The following is a 25,650-nucleotide window of genomic DNA, read 5'->3' as shown; positions in this document are numbered from 1 at the left end:
CTCGTTTCGATCCCAGTAGTGAAGTCCTTTTGTGTTTTGTTTGTGTACTATGGTTTTCTATGGGAATTTCATTTCGCTGCAAGCCTTCTATTACAATTATAACTTACTTTTTTTGACTGTTTTTATTTTATAGCTTAATACCCGTATTGCATAATTTTCAGGTGATTTTTTGAATATAAAAGTATTAGACACTACATTACGTGATGGAGAACAGACTCCAGGAGTCTCTTTAACTCCTTTGGAAAAGTTGAGAATTGCAACAAAGTTGGATGAAATCGGCGTGGATTTTATTGAAGCGGGTTCTGCAATTACTTCCGAAGGTGAAAGAGAATCTATTAAAGGCATCACCCAACAGGGATTCGACGCTGAAATATTAAGTTTTTCAAGGCCACTAACAGGCGATATTGATTATTGCCTAGATTGTGACGTTGACGGAGTCAATCTTGTTGTTCCAACTTCTGATTTGCATGTTTTTGATAAGTTGAAAACAACCCGTGAAGATTTAATTGAGATGTCTAATAGTGCTGTTGATTATTGTAAGGACCACGGTTTGATTGTTGAATTGTCAGCCGAAGATGCTTCCAGAAGCGATGTTGATTTTTTAAAATCAGTTTTTGTTAATGCAATTGAACATGATGTAGATAGGATTTGTGTATGCGATACGGTGGGTATTTTAACACCTGATACGTCTTTTGACTTATTCAATAAACTGAATGATATTGAAGTTCCAATTGCTGTTCATTGCCATAATGACTTTGGCCTTGCCGTTGCAAATACATTATCTGCATTAAAGGGAGGAGCATCTGAATTTCACTCTACAATAAACGGTATTGGTGAAAGGGCTGGAAATACCTCTTTTGAAGAATGTGTTGTCAGCATCAATAGATTATTGCCGGAATTTTCTACCAATATTAAAATTCATGAAATTTACGATATTTCTAAGCTTGTTGCAAGAACAACCGGTGTTTATATTCAGCCTAATAAGGCAATTGTTGGAGAGAATGCATTTGCTCATGAATCAGGAATCCATTCTGATGGAATAATTAAGAATTCCGCTACCTATGAGCCAATGACACCTGAACTTGTTGGAAGAAAACGCAAGTTTGTGATAGGCAAGCACATGGGCACTCATGGTTTGGATAACAGGCTTAAGGAATTGGGATTGAACGTCAACAAATCTCAACTTCAACAAATCTGCAATGACATTAAGGATTTGGCCGATAAAGGCAAAACTGTTACTGATGTAGACCTTCAGGCAATTGCAGACAATGTTTTAGAGATTAACCATGAAGACAGGCTCAAGCTTGATGAATTGACAATTGTCTCCGGAAACAAGGTCATGCCTACTGCATCTGTTAAGATAACAATCGATGATGAGGAAATTCTCAATGCAGGCGTGGGTGTAGGTCCGGTTGATGCTGCAATCAATGCTTTGAAAACATTGGACATGTTCAGTGATGTTGATTTAATCGAATACCACGTAGATGCTATCACTGGAGGTACCGATGCATTTATTGATGTAATCATTAAATTACAAAAAGGCGATAAGGTAGTTTCCGCTCGTGGTACCGAACCAGATATTATCAATGCCAGTGTAAAGGCTTACATTGCCGGAGTAAATAGATTATTAAGAGATTAGGTGTTATGATGCACATGGACAACATTCAAATTTTAGGTTTTAAAGCCACTATTGATTCTGTCGGTGAAACGCTTGACTTAATTAATGATATTAAGGAGAATGATGAGATTATCCAACTCCTAAATGCTGATTCAATAGCTTCCAAAGATCATGTAATCCATGGTGTCAACCAGGCATTTCTTGCATTTGAGCGTGGTGAAAATTTGGCTAAGGATTTAAGTGTTGAAATTGTTCTCAGATGTTCTGCCCAAAGGCAAATCTCAAAAGCCTTTAATTTATTGGGTCTAAAAGAAGGGGACATGAATTTGTGTGCAGTTTTAATTAACTGTCAGGATTACACTTCAAAGTTATCTTCTATATTTACTCCCGATGAAAGTGTGTTGGTTGCTGATGTTGAAAACCTGATGAAAATTTATAAAATAAATGATGAAGAAGTCAAAAACATGTCTGTTGAAGACATTATCATTGATAGAATTACGAAACTCACTGTAGATTATTGATTTTTAATTCTTCAAGTATTTTATCCAGGTATTCCTTTTTAAGGCAGGAATAATCAAGATTTTTCACTTCAATCGCTATCGCTTTTTGTTTTACCCGATTATAATTAGGACAGGTTGTTACGAATCCGCTTTTATCTGTTGGCAATGATTTTTTCAAGTTCCAACTGATTGACTTTGCATCTTCATGAGGTATGATTATATTAACTCCTCTTTTATTTGCATGTATTGCAGAGGGTATGCATTTTTTTAGATAGCATGTTGCATTTAATGCAAGTTCCAGGTTTTCTTTAACATTATCAAGTTCGCTATCTATACCACTGCATATAATATCTGATGTTTTGCTCAATTTTTGGGGAAGTGATGTTGCCTTAAGAATTTCTTCATCATCTGTTGAGATAAATCCTCCGCTTCCAACGTTGATTATTTTTGGCGAACCTGTTGATGCAAGTATTATATCGGAATATTTTCCGTTACCTAACTTTTTTTCGCTGTCGCCGATTCCGGCTGATGCATCTTCAATTGTTGTGATGCTGTTGGATTTGCAGTATTTTGAAATGGCTTTTGTGTCCTGCTCCGCGGTGTATCCCGCAAAGCTGGTAAAAATTAGTGCTGATTTATCATTAATCTCCAGTTCATCCAGATAATCAGTATTGATAATGCCTAAATCAGTTTTCAATGTGATTATATTTTTATTTAGGAATTTTGCAATCTGTTTGAATCCATGCCAGCCTCCCTGGTCTGGAATGATGATGTCGCCTTCTACGGATGAAAGTGCGATAAAAATGCTGTTGTTTCCACTGGATGTTATTTTGACTTCACTGTGATTTGTTAGGCTTCTAATTTTATCAATAGCACTTTGCTCAAAGTCAATGTTAGCAATTTCACCTAATGCGACTTTAGACATTATTTCTCTTGTTTCTTGAGAAGGTTCTTTAAATTTAAACATATTATCCTCTTTTAAAGTACATGTCCAGGGTGGTCTGTTTTGTGTGAAGCATTTCATTCAATAGAGTTCCTTGCTTTACATATCTATTGATTGGTATTCTTAACTTTGTTCCTGCATATTCCAAACAGTTCTCTAAGGTTTCAAATTCAAGATAAGGTCGCATCATGGCCTCCTTAATGTTTTCCCTCACGTTGAAAACGCCTAATGGAACATATCCGTCATAGGCTTCTCTCAATATAATCAATCCTGATTGCTTTTTGATTTTCATTAAGTAATCAAGGACGGCCATTTTTGCAGTATAATAACATCCTCCCACTCGGGAATACTCTTTTTTACCGCCGTTTGTTTCATAATCTGAAAATATTAGCTCTTCGTTTTTCATTAATCTAATAAATGCTTCATACCATTCATATTGCCATTCAGTTGGTGTTAAAATGATTACATAATAATTGTTCAGCGCTCCGAATTCAAATACCCTATAGGTATCTAATCTGTCAAATTTCCTGACCTCTTTTAGAAATTCGTCCGCCAATGTTGAATCACATGCAGTAATTGACCAGCGTGTTGGAACAAGCCTTCTCTTGTTTTTGGTTCCGATGGCTCCAACCGAAAACGCTTTTTGCATTGCTGAGAAAGGGACATCCTTGTTGTGGAGATTAACGACTGCATCCACTGCTTTCAGGTCGGTATCATAGAATGTCTTTTCAAGCTGCCTGTCCCATCTTACCGCATCGATATCAAAGCTTTCAATCACTGCGCTTGGGCCGTGGGGCATGCTGTCTTCAGTAAGCATGGATCCGGTAGGTCTTCTACCGAATGTGGCTTCGCTGTCTATTGATGTGGATGCAAGCGAAATGTCCTGAAGCTTTTCAACGAAAGGATTTTCCAAATCATCAATTTTAATCAATTGCTTGCCTCTTACAAGGCCCATCCTGTAATTGATGATTTCTTCCTGTGTCTTGTTCTGCCCAATCCAGTCTTCCGGCGAGTCCATGATGTGGGTATCTCCCATTTGCGTACTCATCATCGGTCCGGCATACACTTTAGGATAGGACCATCTTCCAATAAAAACTGATGGTGGGGTTGTTCCTTCAAGGTTTTTTCCAACCTTAACAGACTTCATCTGGATTTGTTCTGTTAGTTTGGCAAGGTAGGCATTTTTAGTTGTTTTCATTTTAATCTTGATTTAAAAAAAGTAAAGAAAAATACTATTGGTTAAAATAGTATTTAACAGAATTCGATGGTTGCAGGTGGCTTGTCACTTATGGATAAAGCGACATGTGTAACTTCGGAAACTTCTGAGGTGATTCTTTGGGAAATTGTTTTGATAAGATCCCAAGGAAGTTCAGCAACGGATGCGGTCATAGCATCAATTGAGTTGACGATTCTGACAACAACCAAATATCCGAAGTCTCTTTGATCTCCTTTAACACCTGTGGCTTTGGTGTTAGTTAAGACAGCAAAGTATTGCCATACATCCTTATCAAGGCCTGCAGCTTCAACTTCATCACAAACGATTTTATTTGCTTTTCTACAGATTTCAACATTTTCTCTTGTAAGGGCTCCAACGACACGAACTCCAAGGCCAGGTCCTGGGAAAGGCTGTCTGTAGACTGTGGTTGCCGGCAAGTCGAGCTCGTCACCGATTTCTCTTACTTCATCTTTGTATAAGTCACGGATTGGTTCACATAATTCCAATTCCATTCCGCTTGGAAGAGCAATGTTGTGGTGAGATTTGATTTCACCATCGGTTTCAATCCAATCAGGAGCAATGGTTCCTTGCACCAAGAATTTAGCGTCTGCTTTAATGGCTTCTCTTTCAAAGACATCAATGAATACTTTTCCGATGATTTTCCTTTTCTCTTCCGGGTCTTCAACGCCTGCAAGAGCATCCATAAATTCATCTGATGCATCCACAAATTTGAAGTTTAATCTGTCTTTGAAAGTATTTGTTACCTGTTCGACTTCTCCTTCTCTTAAAAGACCATGGTCAACAAAAACTGCAGTTAAATTATCTCCGATAGCTTCTTGAACAAGAACAGAACAGACTGAACTGTCAACTCCACCGGATAATGCGATGATTGCTTTTTCATCACCGATTTGGTCTTTGATTTTTTGGATTGCATCGTCAATAAATTCTTTTGGGCTTAACATTTTATTCCTCATCCTCTTCCTCGTAATCTTCAATAATTTGTTTGATCATAGCTTCGAGTCCGGTGTCATTGCCGGATTCAATCGCTTCATATATGTCCTCATATTTGATGAATTTTTCAATCTTCACGGATTTTTCTCCAATTCCGGAAATTCTAAATCCGTATTCTTCATCACCAATTGGGATATTGACAAATTGTCTTTTTAAACCAGCTTTGTTTTCAACAGCTTTGTTTTTTAAATCTTCAGCATTATCAATCATTGTTACACCTTTTTTTGACAGATTTTATAGAAATTTTCAAAAATAACTGATCCTTTTGGAGTATGATGTACTTCAGGGTGGAATTGAATTCCAAATACATCCTTATCCTTATGTTTAAAGGATTCAACATCACATAAATTTGAACTAGCCAGGATTTCAAATTCCTCAGGGATTGTTTTCACTTCATCCTTATGTGAAGACCAAACATCCATTTCAGGAGCCAATCCTTCAAATAAGCTTTCATCATTATTAATGTTTATTTTAACTTGAGCATAACTTTCAGTATCTGAAGTGGTCACTTCTCCACCATAGGCTTTAGCAATCAATTGATGGCCAAGACAGATTCCTAAAATCGGAATGTCAAAGTGCTTGATGTATTCTTCGCTTAATCCTGCACCTTCCAGGGAAGGTCCTCCACCCAAAATCAACCCAATAGGGTTTTTGGCTTCAATCTCATCGACTGTCAATGTATTTGAAACAAGTTCGGATGGAATATTCAGGTATTGCAAACTTCTTTGAATTCTATGATTGTATTGGCCTTTATTGTTGATTACTAAAATTGTCATTTTATGCTCCATTAAAATATAATGATATTATTTTTGGTTTTTTTATTTATTATATGTTTTTGTTAATTATCGTTTAAAAAAAGGAAATTAAAAAAATCTCTTAAAGTTTATATATGACATCTTATAAACAAATGTTACATGGAACTTAGAGATTTAATATTTGTAATTGCCGCTATTCTAATTGCGGTAGTATTGCTTAAACTATTCATGTGGTTATTGCCAGTAATTGTAGTATTGCTTATAGCATTCTTTATCTATATTTTCCTACAAGAACGTTATAACTACTGAATGTCGGTAAATGCAGAAGTTGCAGCCACTGCACCTTCTCCGCATGCCACAACCCATTGCTTTAAGCCAACACAAACATCACCAATGGCATATACATAATCGATATTTGTTTTCTGATTCTTATCAGTGATTATGTGTCCTGATTCGTCTAATTGGACTCCTAGCTGATTTGCCAATTCAGTGTGTGGAATATAGCCTACGCTCACGAAAACGCCATTTATCGGCAGTTCTGTCAGTTCGCCAGTTTGTGTATCTTTCAGAACCACTGATTCGACAAGCATCTCGCCTTTTATTTCATCAACTGTAGCATTTAGAATGGTATTGATTTCGGCTTCTTTAATCATGTCCTGCAAATGCTTTTGGGCTCTGAATTCATCTCTTCTGTGGACTATGGTGACGTTGGCTCCAAGGTTTTTGAGGTATAGCGCTTCCTGAAGGGCGCTGTTTCCTCCGCCCACCATGATGATATCGCGACCAGCAAAGAAAAATCCATCACAGGTTGCGCAGTAGCTTACGCCTTTTCCCTTGAATTCATCTTCGCCTTTTGCACCCAATTGTCTGTGTGAGCTTCCAGTTGCAAGAATAACGGTTTTGGACTGATATTCATCTTTATCTGTCTCAACGGTAAATCTGTATTCAGCATCTGTTTTCGTAATTTCGGTTACCTCTTCCATTTCGTGCAGATCGCAGTTTTTGATTGCTTGCTCTTTTATTTTTTCAATCAATTCCATGCCTGAAATGCTGTCAAAACCGGGATAGTTTTCCATTGCGGGAACTTCACGGCCCAATCCTCCTGCAAGGTCTTTGTCAATTATCAGATTTTTAGTTCCCTGCCGACCTGCATAGATTCCGGCTGTCAAACCCCCAGGGCCGGCGCCAATTATAATTATGTCATATTGATTCATCTTAAAACCTCAAATTATCTTATTGTTTAAATGATATTAAAAGATTTTGTAATGTTTATTGCTGTAAAAAAAAGAAAAAGGTTATGCATCCAAAGGATGCATATTTCTATTGATAGTCAATTCCAATCGTTTTTGCAGCTTTCTTGCCGTTAAAGACGTCAATATCCAGCGCTTTGTTTTGGAATGAAACGATCAATGTACAGATTGCGTCTCCGGTAACGTTTACTGCAGTTCTGAACATGTCCAGGATATGGTCTATTCCGAAGATTAAACCGATTGCCTCAACCGGCAGGCCTACTGAATTGAATACCATGGTTAGGGTAACAAGTCCTACTGAAGGAACACCTGCTGTTCCTATTGAAGCCATAACTGCGGTGAAAATTACTGTAAGGAGTCCCGCCATTGTTATGTCCATACCATATGCCTGTGCAGCAAACATAACGGCACAGCCCTGCATGATGGCGGTTCCGTCCATGTTGATTGTTGCACCCAATGGGATTGTGAATGAGGAGATTTCTGATGAAACTCCCATTTCGGATACCTTTTCCATGTTGATAGGTATTGTCGCATTGGATGTTGATGATGAAAATGCAAAGAACATTACAGATACGAACTTCTTGAAGAATCTGATAGGGTTCAGTCTTGTAAACAGCACAAGCAGTGACGGATAGACTATGAATGCCTGTACTGCAAGGCCTATGAGAACGCATATTATGTATTTGGCCAGAGGCAGCAAGCCGTCAAACCCTAAACCTGCAAAGGTTTTTGCCATAAGACAGAACACACCGATAGGTGCGAATTTCATGATGAGTGATGTCAGTTCCATCATGATTCGGTTTGACTCCTCGAAAAACTTGGTTACGATTGCCACTTCCTCTTTTAGTTTGGCCAGGATTATGCCTATAAGCAGTCCAAATATGATGACCGGTAGCATATCCCCACTAGCTAAAGAGCTGAACGGATTGTCCGGAACCATATTCAAGATGGTGTCTGTCATTGTCTGGTTGAGAGTGACGTTTGACACGTCTGTGCTTGCAACCATATTCAATCCGGCACCAGGCTGGATTAAAGCACCTAATCCGAGCGCAATTGTAACCGCCAATGCGGTTGTTATAAGATATATCAATATTGTCCGTCCGCCGATGGTACCGATCTTTCTGATATCTGAAATTGATGCCGCACCGACTATGATTGAAAAGAATACCAGCGGCACGACCAGCATCTTCATTAATCTGATAAATAAGGTTCCACCCAAGTAAAAGACATTATCAATCAATATTATGTCTTTGATAAACGGGTCAGTAACAAAAAAGTTTAGAAATAAACCAACAATGAAACCTAAAATCATCCCAATTAAAATCCAATTACTGAGACTAATACTTTTTAGTTTACTTGTCATCGCTTTCCCTCTGTTTTTTATGGTATGATATATGTTGCCGGTGATTAATAAAATGTTATATATTTTGAACTGATATTATTAAATATGAATCATGTAGAATAAGCAGTCCCCTATTGAAAAATGGCCTTGTGTTCCCATATAGTTTTTGCTGCTTTTTCTGATTTTGGAGTAATATGGATTTAATTGGTTTGAAGGTGGTAATATGAAAACATGTCCTCGCTGCGGTTCAGTGCTTGAGGACAATGAACCTTACTGTGAAAATTGCGGCTATGATCCCGATTTTGATGGTGATGAATGGGATGACTGATTAATGCAGCAAGATGCATTAACTTCGAAGTGGTTTAAACAACTATTGAAATGATACAAATGATAGATTAAATCTTATTTATGAGAGAAATAAATTATTAGAAGATGATATTATGCCAACATGTCCTGATTGCGGTTCGATAATAATGGAAGGAGATCCATATTGCAGCCATTGTGGAGCTCATTTGTCCTGGAGTGACGATTATGGCTCTAGAGGCGATTCACGAATGTCTGATTATGAAGAGAATTATTTTGATGATTTTACATTAAATGAAAAAAGACGCGAGGAACTTCTTGAAAAGATTTCCAAGTACTATAAGGTAGAATTGGAAGACCTTGACGTTAAGGATACCTATACGGAATATATTTTTTTAAGAAAAACTCCATACTATACTTTGAGAATTGTTGCAACAGACCAATTCGGAGGCACTATAGGAATCAAGAGGGATTCAATCAGCTGTGATTATAGAAAATTAAAAGAAAATAATGATTTTAAAAATCTGATTAAAGATTTAAATATCGAAAAGATTTCTGTTAGTCTTTATGAGGATGAGATTCGTCTTTACAGTGGAGATAAAGTTTATCTATTGGATACTGACAATATGAAGTTGATAGAAGAGAAATAATTATTTTTTTAAAAAAAGACATTTATGGTGTTTAATAGCTTGTTAAACACCAGTGTTTCATTTGAGGAAAATTATAATTTGGCAGATTTTTAATTTTTCCTTCGACTTGTTTTTGTAATACTATTTTGGGAATAAAGTATTACAAATTAGACATTTTTTGCATGTCTTAATTACAAGACTTGTATCAAATTAGAGAAATTGTGAAAAATCTAATTCAACACGAATTCTAAATTTGGAGAGTGTATTATTATTTGACTAATAATGTGAGATTTTTAGGTAAACCTAAATTTCATCTCTATTAATTAGTTTGTCATGATAGTATATAAAGCTTTCCATTTTTTTAGGCAAACCTAAATTTTTAGCATTTATAAAAAAAGAGAGATTTAGGAATATGATGTTCCTAAATTAATTTTTGAATCTCTTCGCGCACGATTTTGTTGACCATTCCTCCGTCAGCTTTTCCTTTAAGCTGTTTCATGCACATTCCCATTAAAGGACCCATGGCTCCCATTTGACGTTCCTTTACCATTCCTTCATTGTTTTGAACAATTTCTGCAATGATTTTGTGAACATCATCTTCGCTAAGCATGGTCAGGTTGCTCTTCTCAGCAATTTCGGTAATGTCGACATCAGGAGTCTTGATTGTTTCAACCGCCAATTTACGTACGCTGTCCTTTGCGATTTTGCCTTCAGATAATAAAGTAAAGATGCCTTTGAAGTGATCTAAAGTCAGAACATTGACGTCATAGCCTTCCCTTTTGATTTCTCTGAGGTCATATGCAAGAAGTGATGCTACTGGTGTTGCATCCACATCAACACTAGCTAAAATGTCTTCAAACATGTCGGCTTCCTGCCTTTTGACAAGCTGTGTTGCCAAATCTTCACTTAACTTGTATTCCTCAATGATTCTGGCCTGTTTGACGTCAGGCAATTCAGGCAAGTTGCTTGCGATAGGTTCGATTCTATCGGAAGTGATTTTGAATAAGGGGATATCGGTTTCAAGATACATCCTGTTTGCAGTCGGTAGCGGTCTCATGTATTCGGTATTTCCATCATCCAATGCCTTACGGGTCTCCTCAACAACACCTTCCAAACCTAGGGATGCTCTTCTTTTGACCTCTTCTAAAGCGGAAATCGCAATGTCCTCATCATGCGCAACAATGATGAATGCATCTTCCTCTCCAATATTCAGGAAATCATTAATTTTGTCAACTTCATCTTGGGTAATTCCGTAAGCAGGCAATTCGTCTGAGTGGAAAATGCCTGCAACGCCACGTTTTTTGGCATAGCTTGCAATTTCAGTACCGAATCTTCTGCCCGGCTGCACTTCACGGCCAATCAATCCGTCATATCCTTTCAATACAACAGCTTTAATGGTTTCAGCTGATTTCAGGATTTTGGATTCGGTATCCTCGAGCAATTCATCTAAATCATGGATTTCATCCAATACTTCAGCATTTCTGTTTTGAAGCTCCTTTTTGATGTCAATCAATTCCAATTGTCTTGTGACTTCACGGTTCACGATTTCAGCCATCAAGTCCAAGTCCTGCACACCTTTGATTTCCACACGAGCGCCTTCGGCAATTGAAATGTTCAAGTCCTGCCTGATTGTTCCAAGACCTCTTTTAACGTTAGTGCTTCTTAAGATCTGGCCGAGCATATATGCAACTTCCCTCACTTGATCTGGATGGTGCATTGAAGGGTCTGTTGTAATTTCAGCAAGTGGGATACCTAATCTGTCCAATCTGAATTCGGTAAATCCGTCTTTGGTTTCGATTCTTCTTGCAGCATCTTCCTCAAGGCCAAGGCTTTCAATGACAACTCTTCCGTATGGTGTGTCCAGGTATCCGTCGGTTGCAACCATACCGGTTCTCTGGAATCCTCCGGTGTTACTTCCGTCAATTACCTGTTTTCTCATTGTATGGAATTCATCAACGATATGCATATTCATTAAGCACGCGATTGTAATGCAGATGTCTAAAGCTTCTTCATTTAGGCTGTGAGGTGGTTCATCATCATTTTCAACAAGACATGTGTGTTTTTCAAAGTTTTCATATTTGAAGTTTAATCCTCTTAAGGACTCTTGTAAAGCAGCACGATCGATTTCACCTAGCTCTGATTGGGTTGGCCTTAATTTCCTTTGAATCAATTCATCAAAATCATCATCAACAAGCTCTGTTTTACATGGACAGAACAATTTATGCTCACTGTTTAATTGTTGGTGAATTTCAATTCCCATTTTTAATCCTAATTTTTCGTAATCCATCATAACCACCTTAATTTAAGAAATCCTTGATTGTGGATCTTTGTCCAAATTCACCTGCAATGTTTGTCTGCATAATTTCTTTTACTTCGTTGTAATCATCACTTTGACCTAATGCCCAGCATAATTTGACATATGTTGTTTCTGGAGTCATGTCAATACCGGAAATCACTCCTGCATCAATGATGTTACGTCCTGTTGAGTAAACGTTCATATTCACTCTGCCATAAAGGCACTGTGAAGTCATGATAACAGGGATATTTTCATCCTGCGCTCTTTTGAAGGAGTCAATCAAGTCATTTGGCACATGTCCAAGACCGGTTCCCTCAATGACAAGACCTTTATATCCTTTATCAATGTGATATTCGATGTATTCTTTTGAAATGCCTGGGAAGCTTTTAATAAATCCAACCTTATCTTCAATAGTGGCATTTAATTCAAGTTCATTTTCTCCTCTTTTTGTGTAATTATACTCAGGATTTATGTTGACTTTTTTATTCTGGATTTTAGCTATTGGCTGTGCGTTGATGCTTCTGAAGGTATCCCTTCTTGAAGTATGCATTTTCCTTACCTTTGTTCCTTTGTGCAAGTAAGTGTACTCATCATTTAAACTTCCATGCATACAAACACAGACTTCCGCAATGTCTGATTTTGCAGCAATCACAGAATCAATTAAGTTAATGTTAGCATCGCTTGAAGGTCTGTCTGAACTTCTCTGAGCGCCAGTAATAATGATTGGTACCGGTGTTTTCAGCATAAAGCTTAATGCAGCTGAAGTATAGTGCATTGTATCGGTACCGTGTGCTATTACAACACCATCGCTGCCTTGTGAAATTTCATTTGCTATCTCTTCTGCAGCCTTGACCCAGTATTCTGGTTTCATGTCTTCACTTAAAATGTTATACAATGCTTTCACATTGTAGTTTGCATAGTCCAATAATTCTGGATTGGCTTTTACAAGATCTGAAGCGGTAAACTTCGGGTGCACTGCACCAGTCCTGTAATCGATAACGGAAGACACTGTACCTCCAGTTGAAACAATTGAGATGTTCTGTTTAGATTCATCATGAGGAATTTCAGTTTCATCATAACCGATTTTAGGCTGTGTGCCCTTTTTGATGAGTTCTGCTGTTGTATTTTCAATAGCAACGCCAATGTTATATCCACTTGATAGTTTGATTACAAGGTATCCGTCATCGGCATCTTCCGGCCTGTCAAGCAGGATACCAGTATAGGAAATGTCCTCTTTATGGACTTTGATGGTATCTCCTATACCAAAACCGTAATTTTCTATATATTTTTGAGCATTTTCCTTATATGTCATTAAATCACACTCAAGAATTGTTTTTCAACCATTCTGCTCCGGCTTCGAGAACGTCAATGTTTACGCCAATAACCTTAGGTTTGGATGCAAACATTTCGCGAATGGCGTTTTCGTAGGATTCGCGTTTTAAAACATCAGTCAATTCAGTCAATGCACCTAAAAGTGCAGTGTTTGCAGTTCTTGCATTTCCATGCTCTTCTGCAATATCCACACAAGGCATCGCAATGACCTTAATGTCTCTGTCAGTTTCAAAATCGCCGATTTTAGAATCGTAAAGTATTACTCCGCCATCTTTCACATCTTCTGAGAACTGTTCTAATGATGGCTTGTTTAAAGCAATGAGAATGTCAATGTCATCAACTACAGGTGTTCCAATGGTTTCATTGGAAATCACAACAGAACAGTTTGATTTTCCACCTCTCTGTTCCGGTCCGTAGCTTGGATACCATGAAACATGCTTTCCTTCAGCACATGCGGCCTGAGCGATGGTAAGTCCAGCACTCAAAACGCCCTGACCTCCGAATCCTGAAACCTTGATGCTTGTCGGTGTGATGCTTTCATCATCGACATAGCCTGAATCATCGTCTCTGCTGACATTGAAAATCTTATCCAATGACTCGGTTGAAAAGTCACTTACAGGTCTTTCGACAGGTTCTTTGGTGTATAGGTTATTTCTGAAGTTTTTGACAGGGAATTCCTTTTCCATCTGTTCTTCAATGAATTTCTGAGCACTTGCAACATCCTGCTTTAGGTTTGTAGGGCAAGGGGACAGCACTTCAACGAATGAGTATCCTTTTCCTTCCTTTTGAACGGTCAGTGCCTGTTTGATTGCATATTTTGCAAGTCTGATTTTCAATGGATTTGCAAGGGAGACCCTTTCAATGAACACCGGTGCTTTCAAGGTATTGATTAATTCGCACATGTGTGTAGGGTGTCCGGTGAAGTTCGGATCCCTTCCGGTTTGGCATGTGACTGTCTTTTCTCCAATCAATGTTGTCGGAGCCATCTGTCCTCCGGTCATTCCGTAGACGGTGTTGTTCACGAAAAATACTGCAATTTTTTCTCCACGGTTTGCGGCCTGAAGGGTTTCATTCAAACCGATTGAAGCCAAGTCTCCGTCTCCCTGATAGCTCATTACAATGGCATTGTCCTGTGCTCTTGAAATGCCTGTAGCAACTGCAGGTGCCCTTCCGTGAGCAGTCTGGAAGTTTCCGCAGTTGAAGTAGAAATATGCATATACTGAGCATCCTACAGGAGAAATCATTACGCATCTCTCTTGGATTCCAAGCTCATCCATACATTCAGCAATCAATTTATGTAAAATTCCATGTCCACAACCGGCACAGTAGTGGGTAGATTGAATATTGGTTCCTTTTCTAGGATATTCTTCTAAAAGGGATTGTGGATTTCTACGTACTTGCAATTCATAATCTTTATTTTCCTTATCACTCATTTTTCCACATCCTCTAATCAATTATATTCGGACTGGCCTTTTCCTCACTTCTTTTGGATAAGTCTATTTCTTCATCATCAAAGCCAGCTATTTCATAAATTTTGGCAAGAATCTGTTTCAGTTCAATCAAGTTACCGCCCATTCTGTTAACCAAATGAGTATTTTCTTTTCTTAATGCTGCAAATTGAACATCTGCTAGTAATTGGCCGTTGCTCATTTCAACGGATATGAAACTGACGCCTTTATCAGATAATTCCTTAATTCTGTCAACTGGGAAAGGTGATAATGTAATAGGTCTTAAAAGTCCTGCTTTTATTCCTTTTTCACGTGCTTTGTCCACTGCAGATCTTGCAATTCTTGAGCTGATACCGAATGAAACCAAAACGATGTCTGCATCTTCAACTTGGTATTCATCAACAATAACCTCTTCAGCATCGATTTTAGCATACTTTTCCTGAAGCTTAAAGTTGAAGTCCTCCAAATCATTGAAATCATTGAAGATTGAAGTGATGAGATTGTCCATGGTTTCTTTGGTTCCCTTAACGGCCCAATCCTTATCATCTTTTGGCTCAATTGCCTTTTCAGGGAAAACCAATGGTTCAGCCATTTGGCCTAAGGTTCCGTCTGCCAATACCACTACAGGGTTTCTCCATTTGTCCGCAAGTTCAAATGCCTTCATTGTCAGGTCACACATTTCCTGAACGCTGTTTGGAGCCAAGACAATGTTTTTATAGTTTCCATGGCCTCCTCCTTTGACAATCTGGTTATAGTCTCCCTGTTCAGGTCCGATGTTTCCAAGTCCAGGTCCTGCTCTCATGATGTCAACAATCACGGCAGGAAGTTCTGCACCCGCAAGGAAGGTAAATCCTTCCTGCATTAAGCTTATACCAGGTCCTGATGAGGAAGTCATGACTCTGTGGCCGGTTCCGGACGCACCATAAACCATATTGATTGATGCCTCTTCACTTTCAGCTTGAACAAAGTTTCTTCCGACCATAGGGAAGTATTTGGACGCTTCGTGCAGGATTTCACTTGCAGGAGTAATTGGGTATCCAAAGAAACAATCACAACCAGCATACATTGCGCCAATGATAACTGCAGTATTTCCTTTTACCATTTGGTTACTCATTTATTTTCCCCCTTGATTAGTCGCTTTGGCTTTAATCATTTTTGCAACTGAATCGTTAACAATCTTTTTATATTGATGTACTTCTAATGCCAATGGCTCCGGACAGGTGAAGTAACAGTCCTTGCATCCTGTACAGCCATCGCCGCTATAATAAGCAAATTGATATCCTGCGTTGTTCATGTCATCACTAAGTAATATTGCATTTTGAGGACATCCGACTATACATCGCATACAGCCTTTGCAAATTTCTTTATTAATAACCGGATAAGATATCTCTTCTGTCATTATATCATCTAATTAAATTTTTTCTGATCTCTTTCTCTTATTTCAACTCTCCTTGTTTTACCGCTGATGGTTTCTGGAAGTTCATCAGCATATTCAACCATTCTTGGGTATTTATAAGGAGCTGTAACTCTTTTAACATGATTTTGAATGTCTTTAGTTAATGAATCTGATGGCTCAAAGTCAGGTTGCAAAACAATTGTCGCTTTTACAATTTGACCTCTCACTTCATCAGGATAAGCGGTAATTGCACAGTGGCGAACTGCTTCGTGGGATAATACTGCGCTTTCCACTTCGTAAGGTCCAATACGGTAACCTGAGGATTTAATGATGTCATCATTTCTTCCGACAAAGTGGACATATCCGTCTTCATCCACCCATGCAGTATCTCCGCAATGGTAATATCCATCGTGAACTTGCTCTGCCTGTTTAACTGGGTCTTTAACATATTCTTTGAATAATCCTGGCGGAATTCCTTCAGTTATATCAAAACAAAGTTCTCCTTCATCACCAATTTCTACAGGATTATCCTCTTCATCCAATAATTTTAATTTATAAAGAGGTGAAGGCTTGCCTATTGAACCGATTTTAGGTTCTATCCAAATGAATGTCCCGATTGATAATGTGGTTTCGGTCTGTCCGAACGCTTCCCTGATTCTCAAACCAGAAACATCATAGAACCTTTCAGATACTTCTGGAGGTAAAGGCTCTCCTGCTGTTGCAACATATTTTAAGTTTGAAAAGTCATAGCCCTCAATGTTTTCTTTAATCAGGAATCTGTAAACAGTTGGAGGGGCGCAGAATGTATCTACTTTGTTTTCTATAATTCTTTCAAGCAGTTTGATTCCATTAAACCTTACATAATCGTAAATGAATATTGCAGTTCCGGAAATCCATTGTCCGTAAATGTTTCCCCACACTGCTTTTCCCCAACCGGTATCTGATGCGGTGTGGTGGACACCGTCTTCCACAACATTCTGCCAGTATTTTGCGGTTGGAATGTGGCCTAATGCATAGGTATGCTTGTGAGCAACCATTTTTGGAAGTCCGCTTGTTCCGGATGTAAAGTAAATTAGGAATACTTCATCAGCAATTGGGTTTTCATCGCCGGTTGGCCTTTCATAAACAGGGCTTTCTTCGGCAATTGCTTTGTTGAAGTTAATCCAACCGTCCCTGTCGGTTTCGATTACAAGCTTTTCCAAATCCCAATTCAGTCCTTTTTCAGCTTCTTCATAATCTGGAAGCAATGTGTCTTCCTCAACAGTAATGATTGCCTTTACATCACCTTGTCTTAATCTAAAATCAATATCATGAAGCTTTAACATGTGGGTTGCAGGAATGGCTATTGCACCAAGCTTGTGCAATGCAACCATACAGAACCACCATTCGTATCTGTTTTTTAGGGTAAGCATTACCTTATCGCCTTTTTTAATGCCTATCCTTTTAAGCAAATTAACGGTCCTGTTTGAATATTCCTTGATGTCCTTGAATGTGAATGTATGGTTTTCGTCATCGTCATTTGTCCAGATTAAAGCTATCTTATCAGGATCTATTTCCGCATACTTGTCGACCACATCAAATCCGAAGTTAAAGTCATCTTCAAATTTAAGTTTGAAATTCTTGAAAAAATCTTCATACGAGTCAAAATCAACTCTTTCTACAAAATCTTCTATTAATGATGTCATTAAAATTACTCCTGTAAATGTTATATGATTACTGCTAAAAATTTAGCCGGTTTATCGTTAAGCGCTACCATTGCATGTCTGTGTGCTGAATCAAAGAAGATGCAATCTCCTTCGTTTAATATGATTTCGTTATTGTGTATGTATATTTTTAATGAACCTTCAAGGACATAGTTGAATTCCTGTCCCGGGTGTGAATTGAGTGAAGGCATCGGATTCTTTTTAGGATCCACAACAACAAGGAATGTTTCAGCCTTTTTATGAATGAATTTTGAACATAGGTTTTCGTGAGTGTACTCCTTGCTTCTGTCAACTGATATTCCCTTGTTTGCACGGGTAACATCAAATATACTCATTCTGCTTTCTTCACCTGTTAATAATAATCCTAAATCAACTTTAAAAATATGGGCAAGTTCGTATAAGAAGCTTGCAGGGATGTCTACTTCTCCGTTTTCGTATTGAATGTATGTTTCTTCTGTAATGTTTAGTTCAGATGCAATTTCATTAATTGTAATATCTGAAAGTTCTCTCAATTCTCTAATTCTGTTTCCGATTTCTTTGTTGTATTCATTCAAAATAAACACCTTATTTTTTTTAATTGATTTACTATATAATAATAAATATTATAACATATAGTAATTTTGATTTTGAAATTATATAAACCTTATTAAAAATCGTGATAATTCGTTATAGATTTGTCAATTCTGATTTTTTTAGATTGCAATTTTTGTATTGAAATAAGAAAGTTTTAAATATTTCAAACTATTAATTTTATGTAATTATTCAAGGAGATTACAAAATGGTATCTAATGAGATTGGTACTAACATTATTTTCAAAAAACAATTGGGCTTGAATTATGAAATAGACCAAAAGTATGTCGGTTTGAAAATGAAGGAGAATAACATTTTATCTTTCAATTTTCGAGTGCCTGGTGCTTTAAAGGATGAAATTGAAGCATACTTCAAAAGGTTTAAATTAGGCGAACCGATTTTAGTGGATATTGGTGGAACCGGCGATATCAGATGTGACTTCAAAGGACTTTCACCTGTCTTAAAAAATAAGGAAGAATTCGACCAATATTTCATATCAGCCACTCTTCAGGAAGATAAGATTTACGATCCTATGGAAGAGGAAAAATGTGAAACTTGTAGTGGATGTGGATTCCACTAACTTACTTTTTTTTAAATTTCAATCTTGTACCATTGAATTGTAAAATCCAACTGTTCGTAGAATTTTTTCGGATCTGTTTTTAGATTGATTTTTTCCATATTGCTCACGTCTGCCAGTGAGTGCTTGATGTCTCCGAGTCTTTCACGTTGATATTCAGGCTCTAAATCGCTGCCAATAGTGGTTTTGATAATATCGTATAATTCATTTATGCTGATGTTCTCACCTGATGCGACATTGACGATTCCATTGAAATTTGAATCGCATGCATTGATGTTGGCATCAACCACATCGTCAATGAAGACAAAGTCCCTAGTCTGCTCGCCGTCGCCATAGATTACAGGCTGTCTGTTTTCAAGAAGTGAATTGATGAAACTCGGAATCACGGCAGCATATTCTGATCTTTTGTTTTGTTTTGGTCCAAATACATTAAAATACCTTAAAGAAACATAATCCAGGCCATATGTATCATAAAAGGATTTCAAATAGAAATCACAGCTAGCTTTGGATACGCCGTAAGGTGATGTCGGCATAAGAGGGTCTGTTTCTTTTAGGGGCAGATTTTCGTTTTGGCCGTAGACGGCTGATGAAGAAGAGAATATGACTTTTTCAACATTGTTCTTAACTGCTGATTTTAGGAGTCTGATGGTGCCGTCAACATTTATCTCATTGCATTCAAATGGCCTAATCACACTTAGCGGAACACTTGCCATTGCTGCAAGATGGAAAATGTAATCAATACCTTCTGTAATTTCGTCAAAATTAATATTGCGGATGTCTTGATGGGTGATTGTCAAATTCTCGTGGTCTGGTTCTTTTATATTATAAATGTTTCCAGTGGAAAGATTATCAACAATAATAACTTCATTATCCTCTATTAATCTATTAGAAAGGTTTGAACCAATAAAACCTAATCCACCGGTTATTAGAATATTCTTATTTTTCATTAAGCCACCATTAATTAATTTAAATTATAATTAAGCTTTATTCAATTATTTTCAAGTAACAATATTTATATATTTTCATTATTATATTTATTATTTAAGAGGAGTCTTAATATGTTTGATTTGGTGGATAGTACCATATTCTTTGCTTCATATGGTAATGTGTTTGGGCTAAGCAATATAACTATTAGTTCATTTGATATTCTTTTGGCTTATATTGTAACTATTATTGTTGCAGTACTTGTAGCATTAGCTTTAAAAATCCCATTATTACCTGGCAAACCATATAGGTATTCATTTGATGTAAGTGCAATATATCCAACTCCAATAATCGCTATTGGTATCTTTTCAATATTTTTAGTTTTGAATTATACATTTATGTATAATGGATTAGTTTTAGCTGTAGTTATTGGTGTTTTATCTGCATTATTTGTGAAATATTTATTTGATTTTGTATTTCCAAAGCCTCTTAATGAAGATAATGGAGAGGATATAGATGAATGAGGTAATTGGAATTATAATTGCCGCAATTCTTTGTTGGTTGAATTTTGTAATTGTAGATACATATTTCGGACTTCCCGAACAGCCTGGTGTTAGAGGGGCCAGCTTAGTTGGAAAAGACATTGAAAAAAGGGGAGGAGATATTGCTGGTGGATTCTTCCAAGGAAACGTTTTGTGTTCTCCGGACGCATCTGCTGGTACATTATTAGCTTCTATTGGATATTTGCTTTTAGGAATTCCCGGTGGGATAATTGCAGCATTCTTCGTTTTCATGGGAAATAGATTATGCGCCGATCCGGGATATGCCGGAACTTGCGGAAGTTTAACAGCAACTGCCATAATATTTATCTGTTCATTTATTGGCATGACACCTGAAATGTTCATTGTTGGAATGGTTATTGCAATCTTAACAATAATGGGTATTGATCAGGCAAAGGCTTCCATTGTTTTGGGTAAAATCGCAAAGAAATTCAATAGGCATGCTAGGGAGTGATTATATGTATGTTGAAATTGTTGGTATCATAGTCATATTCGTAGCATTAAGAGCTTTGGTAACAAGAAATAGGGCTGAAAGGCTATTGTATTTAAATGTCATCGGATTTGGAGTATCCGCTATAATAGCATTGGTGATAAATACTCCATTCGCTCTTGTTGTTGCAGCAGCATTCTTCATATGTTCTACAATCAGTGCTAATGCAATTGCCTATACTTTGAAAAGGCTAGATGATGAGATACTTTTGGAGTGATAAAAAATGGAGTCTTTCGTATCAATAATCGCAATTGCTTTAATGCTTATCGGAACATTCGGCATTATATTTCTCAGAAAACCGCTGGATAAGGTCATAATGTTTTCAATACTGGATGCAGGATTTGTTTTAACAATGGTTTTATTCAGATATCTGGATGTTGCAATGTTTGCAGCATTGGCAGGTCCGTTATCCACATTGGTATTTATCTTATCCATTGTGAAAATCAATGAAATCAGAAAAAATAAGATTGCAAGTGGTGATTTGAATGGTTAGCGTTCCGTTATTCTTTTACTTTGGAATTTTCCTTGCAATTGTAGGAAGTATCGCCACCGCATGGGGACCTGGCGTCAATGACCCTATTGTCAGAACATTCAATACTGAAGTCGCTTCAATCGGTGTCTGTTTAGTTCTATTATGTTATAATCATGTTTTGGCATTATTGACATTGCTTGCAACAACCGTTATTATTACTTTAATTTTATTTAGAGCTATTATCCGTCTGGAAGAAATGGGGGCTGACGTATGAGAATCGGAGTTTTATGGAATAAACTGGCAGACCCTAAAAATATTCCGCGTCTTTTTGCATTCGCTTTAGGAATACTTTTAATTATTGGATTCATTGTCCCTATGGCTTTAAATCCAGACCAGATATATGTAAGGCCCGCTCCTCAGGAGCAAATAGATGAAGGTTTGGCCATTGCCCCTTATGATAGGGGTGGTGAAGTCTTAACCGAGCCGGGTGAGATTAATCCCCAATATCCTGATAATGCAGCCAGTCTAGGTATGATTACAGGGTATATGTCACCGTTAGCACAGTGGGTATCCTCAATATCCCCGTACTTCGGTACATCAATCTATTCATCTCCTGGTGGACTTATAGATGAAATATTGTATTATACAAGAGGTTTCGATACAATACTCGAATCTTCAATCTTGATGATGTCATTCATTATTGCTTCATGGCTATCTGTTAATTATACAATGAACAGAAAAAATGATAAAAACGAAATCAAACAGGATGTTAAGAAAGCTATTTCAGACTCCACAAAAGTAGCTAATGAAGTAAAAGCAAATGACGTAAAAGCCAGATCAAAACAGTTAAGGAGGGATAACTGATGGTATTCGCACCCGCTTTTGTTCCTAATGCCTTTTTAAGTATGTATTTGCCTGCAATTTATGCTGGTTTGATTGTTGGTTTTATTGGAACCATGGCAATCGCACTCAGAAAGGAAGAGCTTCACATTCTCATATTGACTGATTTGGTCGGCCTTGCCATGATTATTGTTGTTTCCGCTGTCGGAACCGACCTTGCGGAAGCTTTAATTTTGCCGGGTTTGGTAGTAGAGCTTGCCGAAACCTTGGCGATTTCTGAAATTTTGATTACAAGAGAAATGCGTATAATCGAGAATAATCCGAGAAGGAACCTATCTCCTTCCGCATCATTGTTCCCGCAACCGTTTGCATTGAACATGGAGATATTAAATACTGCTCCTAACTTTATTGCGTTGGTATTGGTTGGTTATGGTATTTTCCTAACAGGTTTTACAGGTGGGGCAGTAGCCGGTGGAGGAATCGTATTATATGCATTGTCTAAAAAAGCGAGAGGACTTCCAGTACTTATGTTGGACGGCATTGCTGGTGTTTCTGGAATTGCATGGTGTTTATGGATAATTGGTTTCCTATTATTCTTTGTAACTCCTCAATACTGGTTATTAAGTCTATTCTTGGCAGCATGTGGATTATTACTGAAAGTAGCTTCAAAAGTAGGATTGATTGGGTTGCTTATGAGAGAGGACATTGATAAGGAGTAGGTGATGGGTATGGATTTCGTTACACTTGGAGGAAATTTACTTGGAACAATTCCACTCGGAGACATTGTACTATACCTAACTCCGTTTAGCTTGTTCCTTTTCGCAGTTTTGCTCGGTTTTACAGTATTGATTGCATTAAGCAAACCCGAAACTCAAATAGAGGCTACAATGCATTATTTGCATAATACTGAAGTAAAGGTAGGTCCAAAAGAATTCAAGCAAAGAAGATTCTTATCCGTTCTTTGTGGTATAGCATCTGCTGGAGCAATGATTACGGGAGATTTGTTCAACTTTACATTATTCATGGCTTTGGTAGGTATGTTAAATATTGGTATCGTATCAGCTGTTAAACAGACTAGCGTGTTAAATTCAGCATTCAATTATGGTTTGATTGCCATGATGTGCAGTTTGCCGCTATTTGGTGGAGCAGCTATCATTCTTGCATCAACAGGTACCCTATCACTTGCGGTTTTATCTCAAATGCCTGCAAGTCCGATGGTGGTCTTTGGTGCAGCATTAATGTTGCTGGGTATTTTAGGTGAAAGTGGAGTAGCGCCTTTCTTTGCAAGCAAGGCAGAGATGTTCAGGACTGCAGGATCTCCATTCATTGTAATTATTCACTTAAGTTCCCTGTTTATTATCGTAAGAGCTGTTGAAATTTTATTATTAGTATTGTGGTAAGTGGTTAGTATGGTAAATCAAAAAAATCTGTGTATAATATTATTTGCAATATTAACATTGGCCATTATTGCTTGCTTAGTGATAGACTTTGAGGCATGGATTGTTTATGCAGTGGCCATATTTGGTATTCCGTTATGGATTTTGTCTTTAGGTTTATTGACAATGGCCAAAGCAAAACCTGAAGATGCAGAAGAGAGGGTGAAAGAGCCATTTACCGGGTATTAGAGTGGTATTATGAATTTAATGGCAGAAATTTTAATTCAAGTTATTATTGCATTTCTAGCAGGAAGCCTGCTTCTAGGATTGCATAGAAAAATTATGGCGCGTGTTCAAAAACGTCCTGGACCACCTATAGTTCAACAGTTAATACATTCATTAAAGTTCTTCTTTAAGGAAACTGCAATCCCAAAAACCGTATCAAAGGTATTTTATATAGGAATCGTGTTTATACTGGCTTTGATTTGGATTGTTGGAGTAATTGTAGGTCCGGTTGCCCATGATTCACTATTAATATTGTTCGGTGTTTATGCAGTTTACAAGATTGTTGAGCATAATGCGGGATCAAGTTCAGGTTCCCCTTATGGAAAATTGAGCTGTGTAAGGGCGGTACTTTCAGCGGCAACAGAGCTTCCTTTGTTTGCAGCTATTGCGCTTGTTTATTTAATAACCGGCACAATGAATATTGGTGAAATCATTATTTACCAATCAGTTCATGGTCCTTTAGTATTTACAGTTCCGCTTGCAGCTTTAATGTTCTTCATGTTGATTGTTACAAAGTCCCCATATTCCCCATTTGCAATAACAAAAGATAAGGTTTTGATTTCCGGATTTGAAACTGAACACTTTGGTGTTTTAAGGGGGTTCATGCTATTTTCAGAAGCTATTGCATGGTATGTGTTGCTTTGGGTATTCTTAACAATATTCTTCGGTCCATTGGATGCGATTGGATACTTGATTGGAATGATTGTGATTACATTCATTACTGGATTTATTAATGCGACAACCCCTCTTTTAAGTCCAAATCATTCAGTTATGACTCAAATTACCATTGGGGCAATTTGCTTCTTTGGAACCATATTGATGATATTTACAGGAGTGGTAGCATGAACAGTGAAGATGTAATTGTTTATTTGACTGCGTTAGTTGCTATTGGAGTAATAATTGTTGGATTATTAGCAACAATATTCCACTCAGTTGTCCTTGCACCAATAGTTGTTATTGGGATAATCTTAGCATTTTTCGTTTTGCGTGCTAAAGGCAACTTTTCACATAAGATTGAAAGTATGGAGAAATTGTGTTTTATTATAACATTTATAGCAATAATTTGTTCATTTATATTGCTTTATAAACCGATGTAGGAGATATTATGTTAAATTATATGATTTATATACTTGCATTTGTTGTTGGTTCCATTCTAGGTTTGCTTTACAGCTATAAACAGCATGGCGAGCCATATGTTGCCGCGCCTGACTTCAATATTCCTATGGCTGCAATTGCAATAGTCGGATGGTGCTTGGCATTTGTTTCAGACAATATGATTTTAGCAGCAATCGGTTTTCTCCTTGGCGGATTTGTAATGGGTGAAAGGCCAGGATACGGTAGAAAGGAAACTGCTTTAGGTTTGATTATTGCAATATGTTTATATGGAATAAAATGTGGCACTATGATGTGATTGGAATGGATGAGGATACTAAATTAAGAATAATGCAAAAAAGAATAATTAAAAGTTATGCTTGGCAGAGAGATATTATAGTTCCACTTTCCAAGGATTTTGACTGTACTGTTGATGAATTAGAGGATGTGTTCTTTAGTTTGTTTGATTTGGGCACTCTTGAGGCCTTGCATGGAACACATGATTCGGCACAAGACATTTGCCTATATCAGAAGCTAAACGCCGATTTGAGATTATGCTGGTTCATTGATACTTTGGAAGTAATATCAAGAGAAGATGGAAAAGTCCTTAGAATGAAACTTGTAAAAGAGATTAAAAACGGCAAGTCTTATGAGGATGCACTGAAAGAGGGTCAATTAGAACTATTCGAATTATTAAAAAAGGAAGCTAAGTATTAATGTTT

The 25,650-nt window shown here is 37.4% G+C and carries 33 protein-coding genes; 18 read left to right on the top strand and 15 right to left on the bottom strand.

Features of this window, described 5'->3' with window-relative positions; all coding sequences use genetic code 11:
• Positions 1–169 precede the first annotated feature (169 nt).
• Both ACJMLD_RS01275 and cgi121 read left to right on the top strand, forming a co-directional pair.
• The gene (locus ACJMLD_RS01275; protein WP_405267221.1) at positions 170–1,639 is read left to right on the top strand and encodes a (R)-citramalate synthase; all 1,470 of its coding nucleotides are present in this window, start codon (positions 170–172) and stop codon (positions 1,637–1,639) included.
• A gap of 14 nt (positions 1,640–1,653) precedes the next feature.
• On the top strand, positions 1,654–2,139 hold the full coding sequence (gene cgi121 / locus ACJMLD_RS01270; RefSeq protein WP_405267219.1) for a KEOPS complex subunit Cgi121: 486 nt from the start codon (positions 1,654–1,656) through the stop codon (positions 2,137–2,139).
• On the opposite strand, the gene ACJMLD_RS01265 is transcribed toward cgi121, so the two are convergent.
• The 7 genes from ACJMLD_RS01265 to ACJMLD_RS01235 form a co-directional block, all read right to left on the bottom strand.
• A complete protein-coding gene (locus ACJMLD_RS01265) occupies positions 2,123–3,085 on the bottom strand; it encodes a DegT/DnrJ/EryC1/StrS family aminotransferase (RefSeq protein ID WP_405267217.1) in 963 nt (320 codons plus the stop codon). The two genes, cgi121 and ACJMLD_RS01265, sit on opposite strands and share 17 nt — an antisense overlap.
• Position 3,086: 1 nt before the next feature.
• Entirely contained in the window at positions 3,087–4,259 is a 1,173-nt protein-coding gene (locus ACJMLD_RS01260) for a hypothetical protein (protein ID WP_405267215.1), read from the bottom strand.
• 53 nt (positions 4,260–4,312) lie between these two features.
• The gene (guaA, locus tag ACJMLD_RS01255) at positions 4,313–5,239 is read right to left on the bottom strand and encodes a glutamine-hydrolyzing GMP synthase (RefSeq protein ID WP_405267213.1); all 927 of its coding nucleotides are present in this window, start codon (positions 5,237–5,239) and stop codon (positions 4,313–4,315) included.
• A 1-nt stretch (position 5,240) separates the two neighbouring features.
• Positions 5,241–5,498 (bottom strand): hypothetical protein, encoded by a 258-nt coding sequence (locus ACJMLD_RS01250; RefSeq protein WP_405267211.1) that lies wholly within the window; start codon positions 5,496–5,498, stop codon positions 5,241–5,243.
• Between the two features lie 2 nt (positions 5,499–5,500).
• The gene (locus tag ACJMLD_RS01245; RefSeq protein ID WP_405267209.1) at positions 5,501–6,064 is read right to left on the bottom strand and encodes a GMP synthase subunit A; all 564 of its coding nucleotides are present in this window, start codon (positions 6,062–6,064) and stop codon (positions 5,501–5,503) included.
• A gap of 281 nt (positions 6,065–6,345) precedes the next feature.
• Positions 6,346–7,257, bottom strand: a complete 912-nt coding sequence (gene trxB / locus ACJMLD_RS01240) for a thioredoxin-disulfide reductase (RefSeq protein WP_405267207.1) — start codon at positions 7,255–7,257, stop codon at positions 6,346–6,348.
• Between the two features lie 106 nt (positions 7,258–7,363).
• Positions 7,364–8,656, bottom strand: a complete 1,293-nt coding sequence (locus ACJMLD_RS01235) for a dicarboxylate/amino acid:cation symporter (protein WP_405267205.1) — start codon at positions 8,654–8,656, stop codon at positions 7,364–7,366.
• Between the two features lie 202 nt (positions 8,657–8,858).
• On the opposite strand from ACJMLD_RS01235, the gene ACJMLD_RS01230 reads away from it, so the two are divergent.
• Positions 8,859–8,963, top strand: a complete 105-nt coding sequence (locus ACJMLD_RS01230) for a zinc-ribbon domain-containing protein (protein ID WP_405267203.1) — start codon at positions 8,859–8,861, stop codon at positions 8,961–8,963.
• A 112-nt stretch (positions 8,964–9,075) separates the two neighbouring features.
• Positions 9,076–9,588, top strand: a complete 513-nt coding sequence (locus ACJMLD_RS01225) for a hypothetical protein (protein ID WP_405267201.1) — start codon at positions 9,076–9,078, stop codon at positions 9,586–9,588.
• Between the two features lie 400 nt (positions 9,589–9,988).
• On the opposite strand, the gene gatE is transcribed toward ACJMLD_RS01225, so the two are convergent.
• From gatE to ACJMLD_RS01190, 7 genes are read right to left on the bottom strand one after another with little or no spacing between them, the layout of a single operon-like run.
• The gene (gene gatE, locus ACJMLD_RS01220; protein ID WP_405267199.1) at positions 9,989–11,854 is read right to left on the bottom strand and encodes a Glu-tRNA(Gln) amidotransferase subunit GatE; all 1,866 of its coding nucleotides are present in this window, start codon (positions 11,852–11,854) and stop codon (positions 9,989–9,991) included.
• A gap of 10 nt (positions 11,855–11,864) precedes the next feature.
• A complete protein-coding gene (gatD, locus tag ACJMLD_RS01215) occupies positions 11,865–13,175 on the bottom strand; it encodes a Glu-tRNA(Gln) amidotransferase subunit GatD (protein ID WP_405267196.1) in 1,311 nt (436 codons plus the stop codon).
• 10 nt (positions 13,176–13,185) lie between these two features.
• On the bottom strand, positions 13,186–14,628 hold the full coding sequence (locus ACJMLD_RS01210; protein ID WP_405267193.1) for a 2-oxoacid:acceptor oxidoreductase family protein: 1,443 nt from the start codon (positions 14,626–14,628) through the stop codon (positions 13,186–13,188).
• Positions 14,629–14,641: 13 nt separating this feature from the next.
• Positions 14,642–15,757, bottom strand: coding sequence for a 3-methyl-2-oxobutanoate dehydrogenase subunit VorB (locus ACJMLD_RS01205; protein ID WP_405267192.1), 1,116 nt, complete (start codon positions 15,755–15,757; stop codon positions 14,642–14,644).
• A complete protein-coding gene (locus ACJMLD_RS01200; RefSeq protein ID WP_405267190.1) occupies positions 15,758–16,042 on the bottom strand; it encodes a 4Fe-4S dicluster domain-containing protein in 285 nt (94 codons plus the stop codon). It abuts the gene before it with no gap.
• A gap of 8 nt (positions 16,043–16,050) precedes the next feature.
• Positions 16,051–17,724, bottom strand: a complete 1,674-nt coding sequence (locus tag ACJMLD_RS01195; protein ID WP_405267187.1) for an AMP-binding protein — start codon at positions 17,722–17,724, stop codon at positions 16,051–16,053.
• Between the two features lie 20 nt (positions 17,725–17,744).
• Positions 17,745–18,305: a helix-turn-helix domain-containing protein gene (locus ACJMLD_RS01190; RefSeq protein WP_405267185.1), complete on the bottom strand. Its 561-nt coding sequence runs from the start codon at positions 18,303–18,305 to the stop codon at positions 17,745–17,747.
• A 215-nt stretch (positions 18,306–18,520) separates the two neighbouring features.
• On the opposite strand from ACJMLD_RS01190, the gene ACJMLD_RS01185 reads away from it, so the two are divergent.
• The gene (locus tag ACJMLD_RS01185) at positions 18,521–18,892 is read left to right on the top strand and encodes a hypothetical protein (RefSeq protein WP_405267183.1); all 372 of its coding nucleotides are present in this window, start codon (positions 18,521–18,523) and stop codon (positions 18,890–18,892) included.
• Between the two features lie 11 nt (positions 18,893–18,903).
• Here ACJMLD_RS01185 and ACJMLD_RS01180 read toward each other — a convergent pair whose 3' ends face one another.
• Complete coding sequence (locus ACJMLD_RS01180; RefSeq protein WP_405267181.1) at positions 18,904–19,836, bottom strand: NAD-dependent epimerase/dehydratase family protein; 933 nt, start codon at positions 19,834–19,836, stop codon at positions 18,904–18,906.
• Between the two features lie 111 nt (positions 19,837–19,947).
• On the opposite strand from ACJMLD_RS01180, the gene ACJMLD_RS01175 reads away from it, so the two are divergent.
• From ACJMLD_RS01175 to ACJMLD_RS01115, 13 genes are read left to right on the top strand one after another with little or no spacing between them, the layout of a single operon-like run.
• The gene (locus ACJMLD_RS01175) at positions 19,948–20,337 is read left to right on the top strand and encodes an energy-converting hydrogenase A subunit A EhaA (protein WP_405267179.1); all 390 of its coding nucleotides are present in this window, start codon (positions 19,948–19,950) and stop codon (positions 20,335–20,337) included.
• A complete protein-coding gene (locus tag ACJMLD_RS01170) occupies positions 20,330–20,827 on the top strand; it encodes a hypothetical protein (protein ID WP_405267177.1) in 498 nt (165 codons plus the stop codon). Before ACJMLD_RS01175 ends, ACJMLD_RS01170 begins: the two co-directional genes overlap by 8 nt.
• 4 nt (positions 20,828–20,831) lie before the next feature.
• On the top strand, positions 20,832–21,080 hold the full coding sequence (locus tag ACJMLD_RS01165) for a DUF2109 family protein (protein WP_405267175.1): 249 nt from the start codon (positions 20,832–20,834) through the stop codon (positions 21,078–21,080).
• 6 nt (positions 21,081–21,086) lie between these two features.
• Positions 21,087–21,356: a DUF2108 domain-containing protein gene (locus tag ACJMLD_RS01160; protein WP_405267173.1), complete on the top strand. Its 270-nt coding sequence runs from the start codon at positions 21,087–21,089 to the stop codon at positions 21,354–21,356.
• The gene (locus ACJMLD_RS01155; protein WP_405267171.1) at positions 21,349–21,609 is read left to right on the top strand and encodes a DUF2107 family protein; all 261 of its coding nucleotides are present in this window, start codon (positions 21,349–21,351) and stop codon (positions 21,607–21,609) included. Before ACJMLD_RS01160 ends, ACJMLD_RS01155 begins: the two co-directional genes overlap by 8 nt.
• Entirely contained in the window at positions 21,606–22,199 is a 594-nt protein-coding gene (locus tag ACJMLD_RS01150; protein WP_405267169.1) for an EhaF family protein, read from the top strand. Before ACJMLD_RS01155 ends, ACJMLD_RS01150 begins: the two co-directional genes overlap by 4 nt.
• On the top strand, positions 22,199–22,894 hold the full coding sequence (locus ACJMLD_RS01145; RefSeq protein ID WP_405267167.1) for an EhaG family protein: 696 nt from the start codon (positions 22,199–22,201) through the stop codon (positions 22,892–22,894). Before ACJMLD_RS01150 ends, ACJMLD_RS01145 begins: the two co-directional genes overlap by 1 nt.
• A 9-nt stretch (positions 22,895–22,903) precedes the next feature.
• The gene (locus tag ACJMLD_RS01140) at positions 22,904–23,575 is read left to right on the top strand and encodes a hypothetical protein (RefSeq protein WP_405267166.1); all 672 of its coding nucleotides are present in this window, start codon (positions 22,904–22,906) and stop codon (positions 23,573–23,575) included.
• A 9-nt stretch (positions 23,576–23,584) separates the two neighbouring features.
• The gene (locus ACJMLD_RS01135) at positions 23,585–23,800 is read left to right on the top strand and encodes a DUF788 domain-containing protein (RefSeq protein ID WP_405267164.1); all 216 of its coding nucleotides are present in this window, start codon (positions 23,585–23,587) and stop codon (positions 23,798–23,800) included.
• A 9-nt stretch (positions 23,801–23,809) separates the two neighbouring features.
• Entirely contained in the window at positions 23,810–24,682 is an 873-nt protein-coding gene (locus ACJMLD_RS01130) for a respiratory chain complex I subunit 1 family protein (RefSeq protein WP_405267162.1), read from the top strand.
• Positions 24,679–24,933: a hypothetical protein gene (locus ACJMLD_RS01125; RefSeq protein ID WP_405267160.1), complete on the top strand. Its 255-nt coding sequence runs from the start codon at positions 24,679–24,681 to the stop codon at positions 24,931–24,933. Before ACJMLD_RS01130 ends, ACJMLD_RS01125 begins: the two co-directional genes overlap by 4 nt.
• An 8-nt stretch (positions 24,934–24,941) precedes the next feature.
• Positions 24,942–25,247, top strand: a complete 306-nt coding sequence (locus ACJMLD_RS01120) for an energy-converting hydrogenase subunit EhaL family protein (protein WP_405267158.1) — start codon at positions 24,942–24,944, stop codon at positions 25,245–25,247.
• Between the two features lie 5 nt (positions 25,248–25,252).
• Positions 25,253–25,645 carry a DUF1959 family protein gene (locus tag ACJMLD_RS01115; RefSeq protein WP_405267157.1) on the top strand — a complete coding sequence of 131 codons (393 nt, stop codon included), beginning with the start codon at positions 25,253–25,255 and terminating at the stop codon, positions 25,643–25,645.
• The last annotated feature ends 5 nt before the right edge of the window (positions 25,646–25,650 follow it).

This window comes from Methanobrevibacter sp., assembly GCF_045112895.1.
Classification (GTDB): domain Archaea; phylum Methanobacteriota; class Methanobacteria; order Methanobacteriales; family Methanobacteriaceae; genus Methanocatella.
This window is presented reverse-complemented; position numbering and strand designations above follow the sequence as displayed.

Coding starts and splice junctions, on each gene's coding strand:
- cgi121 (WP_405267219.1), top strand. CDS start 1,654: ATGGACAACATTCAAATTTTAGGTTTTAAAGCCACTATTGATTCTGTC.
- ACJMLD_RS01265 (WP_405267217.1), bottom strand. CDS start 3,085: ATGTTTAAATTTAAAGAACCTTCTCAAGAAACAAGAGAAATAATGTCT.
- ACJMLD_RS01260 (WP_405267215.1), bottom strand. CDS start 4,259: ATGAAAACAACTAAAAATGCCTACCTTGCCAAACTAACAGAACAAATC.
- guaA (WP_405267213.1), bottom strand. CDS start 5,239: ATGTTAAGCCCAAAAGAATTTATTGACGATGCAATCCAAAAAATCAAA.
- ACJMLD_RS01250 (WP_405267211.1), bottom strand. CDS start 5,498: ATGATTGATAATGCTGAAGATTTAAAAAACAAAGCTGTTGAAAACAAA.
- ACJMLD_RS01245 (WP_405267209.1), bottom strand. CDS start 6,064: ATGACAATTTTAGTAATCAACAATAAAGGCCAATACAATCATAGAATT.
- trxB (WP_405267207.1), bottom strand. CDS start 7,257: ATGAATCAATATGACATAATTATAATTGGCGCCGGCCCTGGGGGTTTG.
- ACJMLD_RS01235 (WP_405267205.1), bottom strand. CDS start 8,656: ATGACAAGTAAACTAAAAAGTATTAGTCTCAGTAATTGGATTTTAATT.
- ACJMLD_RS01230 (WP_405267203.1), top strand. CDS start 8,859: ATGAAAACATGTCCTCGCTGCGGTTCAGTGCTTGAGGACAATGAACCT.
- ACJMLD_RS01225 (WP_405267201.1), top strand. CDS start 9,076: ATGCCAACATGTCCTGATTGCGGTTCGATAATAATGGAAGGAGATCCA.
- gatE (WP_405267199.1), bottom strand. CDS start 11,854: ATGGATTACGAAAAATTAGGATTAAAAATGGGAATTGAAATTCACCAA.
- gatD (WP_405267196.1), bottom strand. CDS start 13,175: ATGACATATAAGGAAAATGCTCAAAAATATATAGAAAATTACGGTTTT.
- ACJMLD_RS01210 (WP_405267193.1), bottom strand. CDS start 14,628: ATGAGTGATAAGGAAAATAAAGATTATGAATTGCAAGTACGTAGAAAT.
- ACJMLD_RS01205 (WP_405267192.1), bottom strand. CDS start 15,757: ATGAGTAACCAAATGGTAAAAGGAAATACTGCAGTTATCATTGGCGCA.
- ACJMLD_RS01200 (WP_405267190.1), bottom strand. CDS start 16,042: ATGACAGAAGAGATATCTTATCCGGTTATTAATAAAGAAATTTGCAAA.
- ACJMLD_RS01195 (WP_405267187.1), bottom strand. CDS start 17,724: ATGACATCATTAATAGAAGATTTTGTAGAAAGAGTTGATTTTGACTCG.
- ACJMLD_RS01185 (WP_405267183.1), top strand. CDS start 18,521: ATGGTATCTAATGAGATTGGTACTAACATTATTTTCAAAAAACAATTG.
- ACJMLD_RS01180 (WP_405267181.1), bottom strand. CDS start 19,836: ATGAAAAATAAGAATATTCTAATAACCGGTGGATTAGGTTTTATTGGT.
- ACJMLD_RS01175 (WP_405267179.1), top strand. CDS start 19,948: ATGTTTGATTTGGTGGATAGTACCATATTCTTTGCTTCATATGGTAAT.
- ACJMLD_RS01170 (WP_405267177.1), top strand. CDS start 20,330: ATGAATGAGGTAATTGGAATTATAATTGCCGCAATTCTTTGTTGGTTG.
- ACJMLD_RS01165 (WP_405267175.1), top strand. CDS start 20,832: ATGTATGTTGAAATTGTTGGTATCATAGTCATATTCGTAGCATTAAGA.
- ACJMLD_RS01160 (WP_405267173.1), top strand. CDS start 21,087: ATGGAGTCTTTCGTATCAATAATCGCAATTGCTTTAATGCTTATCGGA.
- ACJMLD_RS01155 (WP_405267171.1), top strand. CDS start 21,349: ATGGTTAGCGTTCCGTTATTCTTTTACTTTGGAATTTTCCTTGCAATT.
- ACJMLD_RS01150 (WP_405267169.1), top strand. CDS start 21,606: ATGAGAATCGGAGTTTTATGGAATAAACTGGCAGACCCTAAAAATATT.
- ACJMLD_RS01145 (WP_405267167.1), top strand. CDS start 22,199: ATGGTATTCGCACCCGCTTTTGTTCCTAATGCCTTTTTAAGTATGTAT.
- ACJMLD_RS01140 (WP_405267166.1), top strand. CDS start 22,904: ATGGATTTCGTTACACTTGGAGGAAATTTACTTGGAACAATTCCACTC.
- ACJMLD_RS01135 (WP_405267164.1), top strand. CDS start 23,585: ATGGTAAATCAAAAAAATCTGTGTATAATATTATTTGCAATATTAACA.
- ACJMLD_RS01130 (WP_405267162.1), top strand. CDS start 23,810: ATGAATTTAATGGCAGAAATTTTAATTCAAGTTATTATTGCATTTCTA.
- ACJMLD_RS01125 (WP_405267160.1), top strand. CDS start 24,679: ATGAACAGTGAAGATGTAATTGTTTATTTGACTGCGTTAGTTGCTATT.
- ACJMLD_RS01120 (WP_405267158.1), top strand. CDS start 24,942: ATGTTAAATTATATGATTTATATACTTGCATTTGTTGTTGGTTCCATT.
- ACJMLD_RS01115 (WP_405267157.1), top strand. CDS start 25,253: ATGGATGAGGATACTAAATTAAGAATAATGCAAAAAAGAATAATTAAA.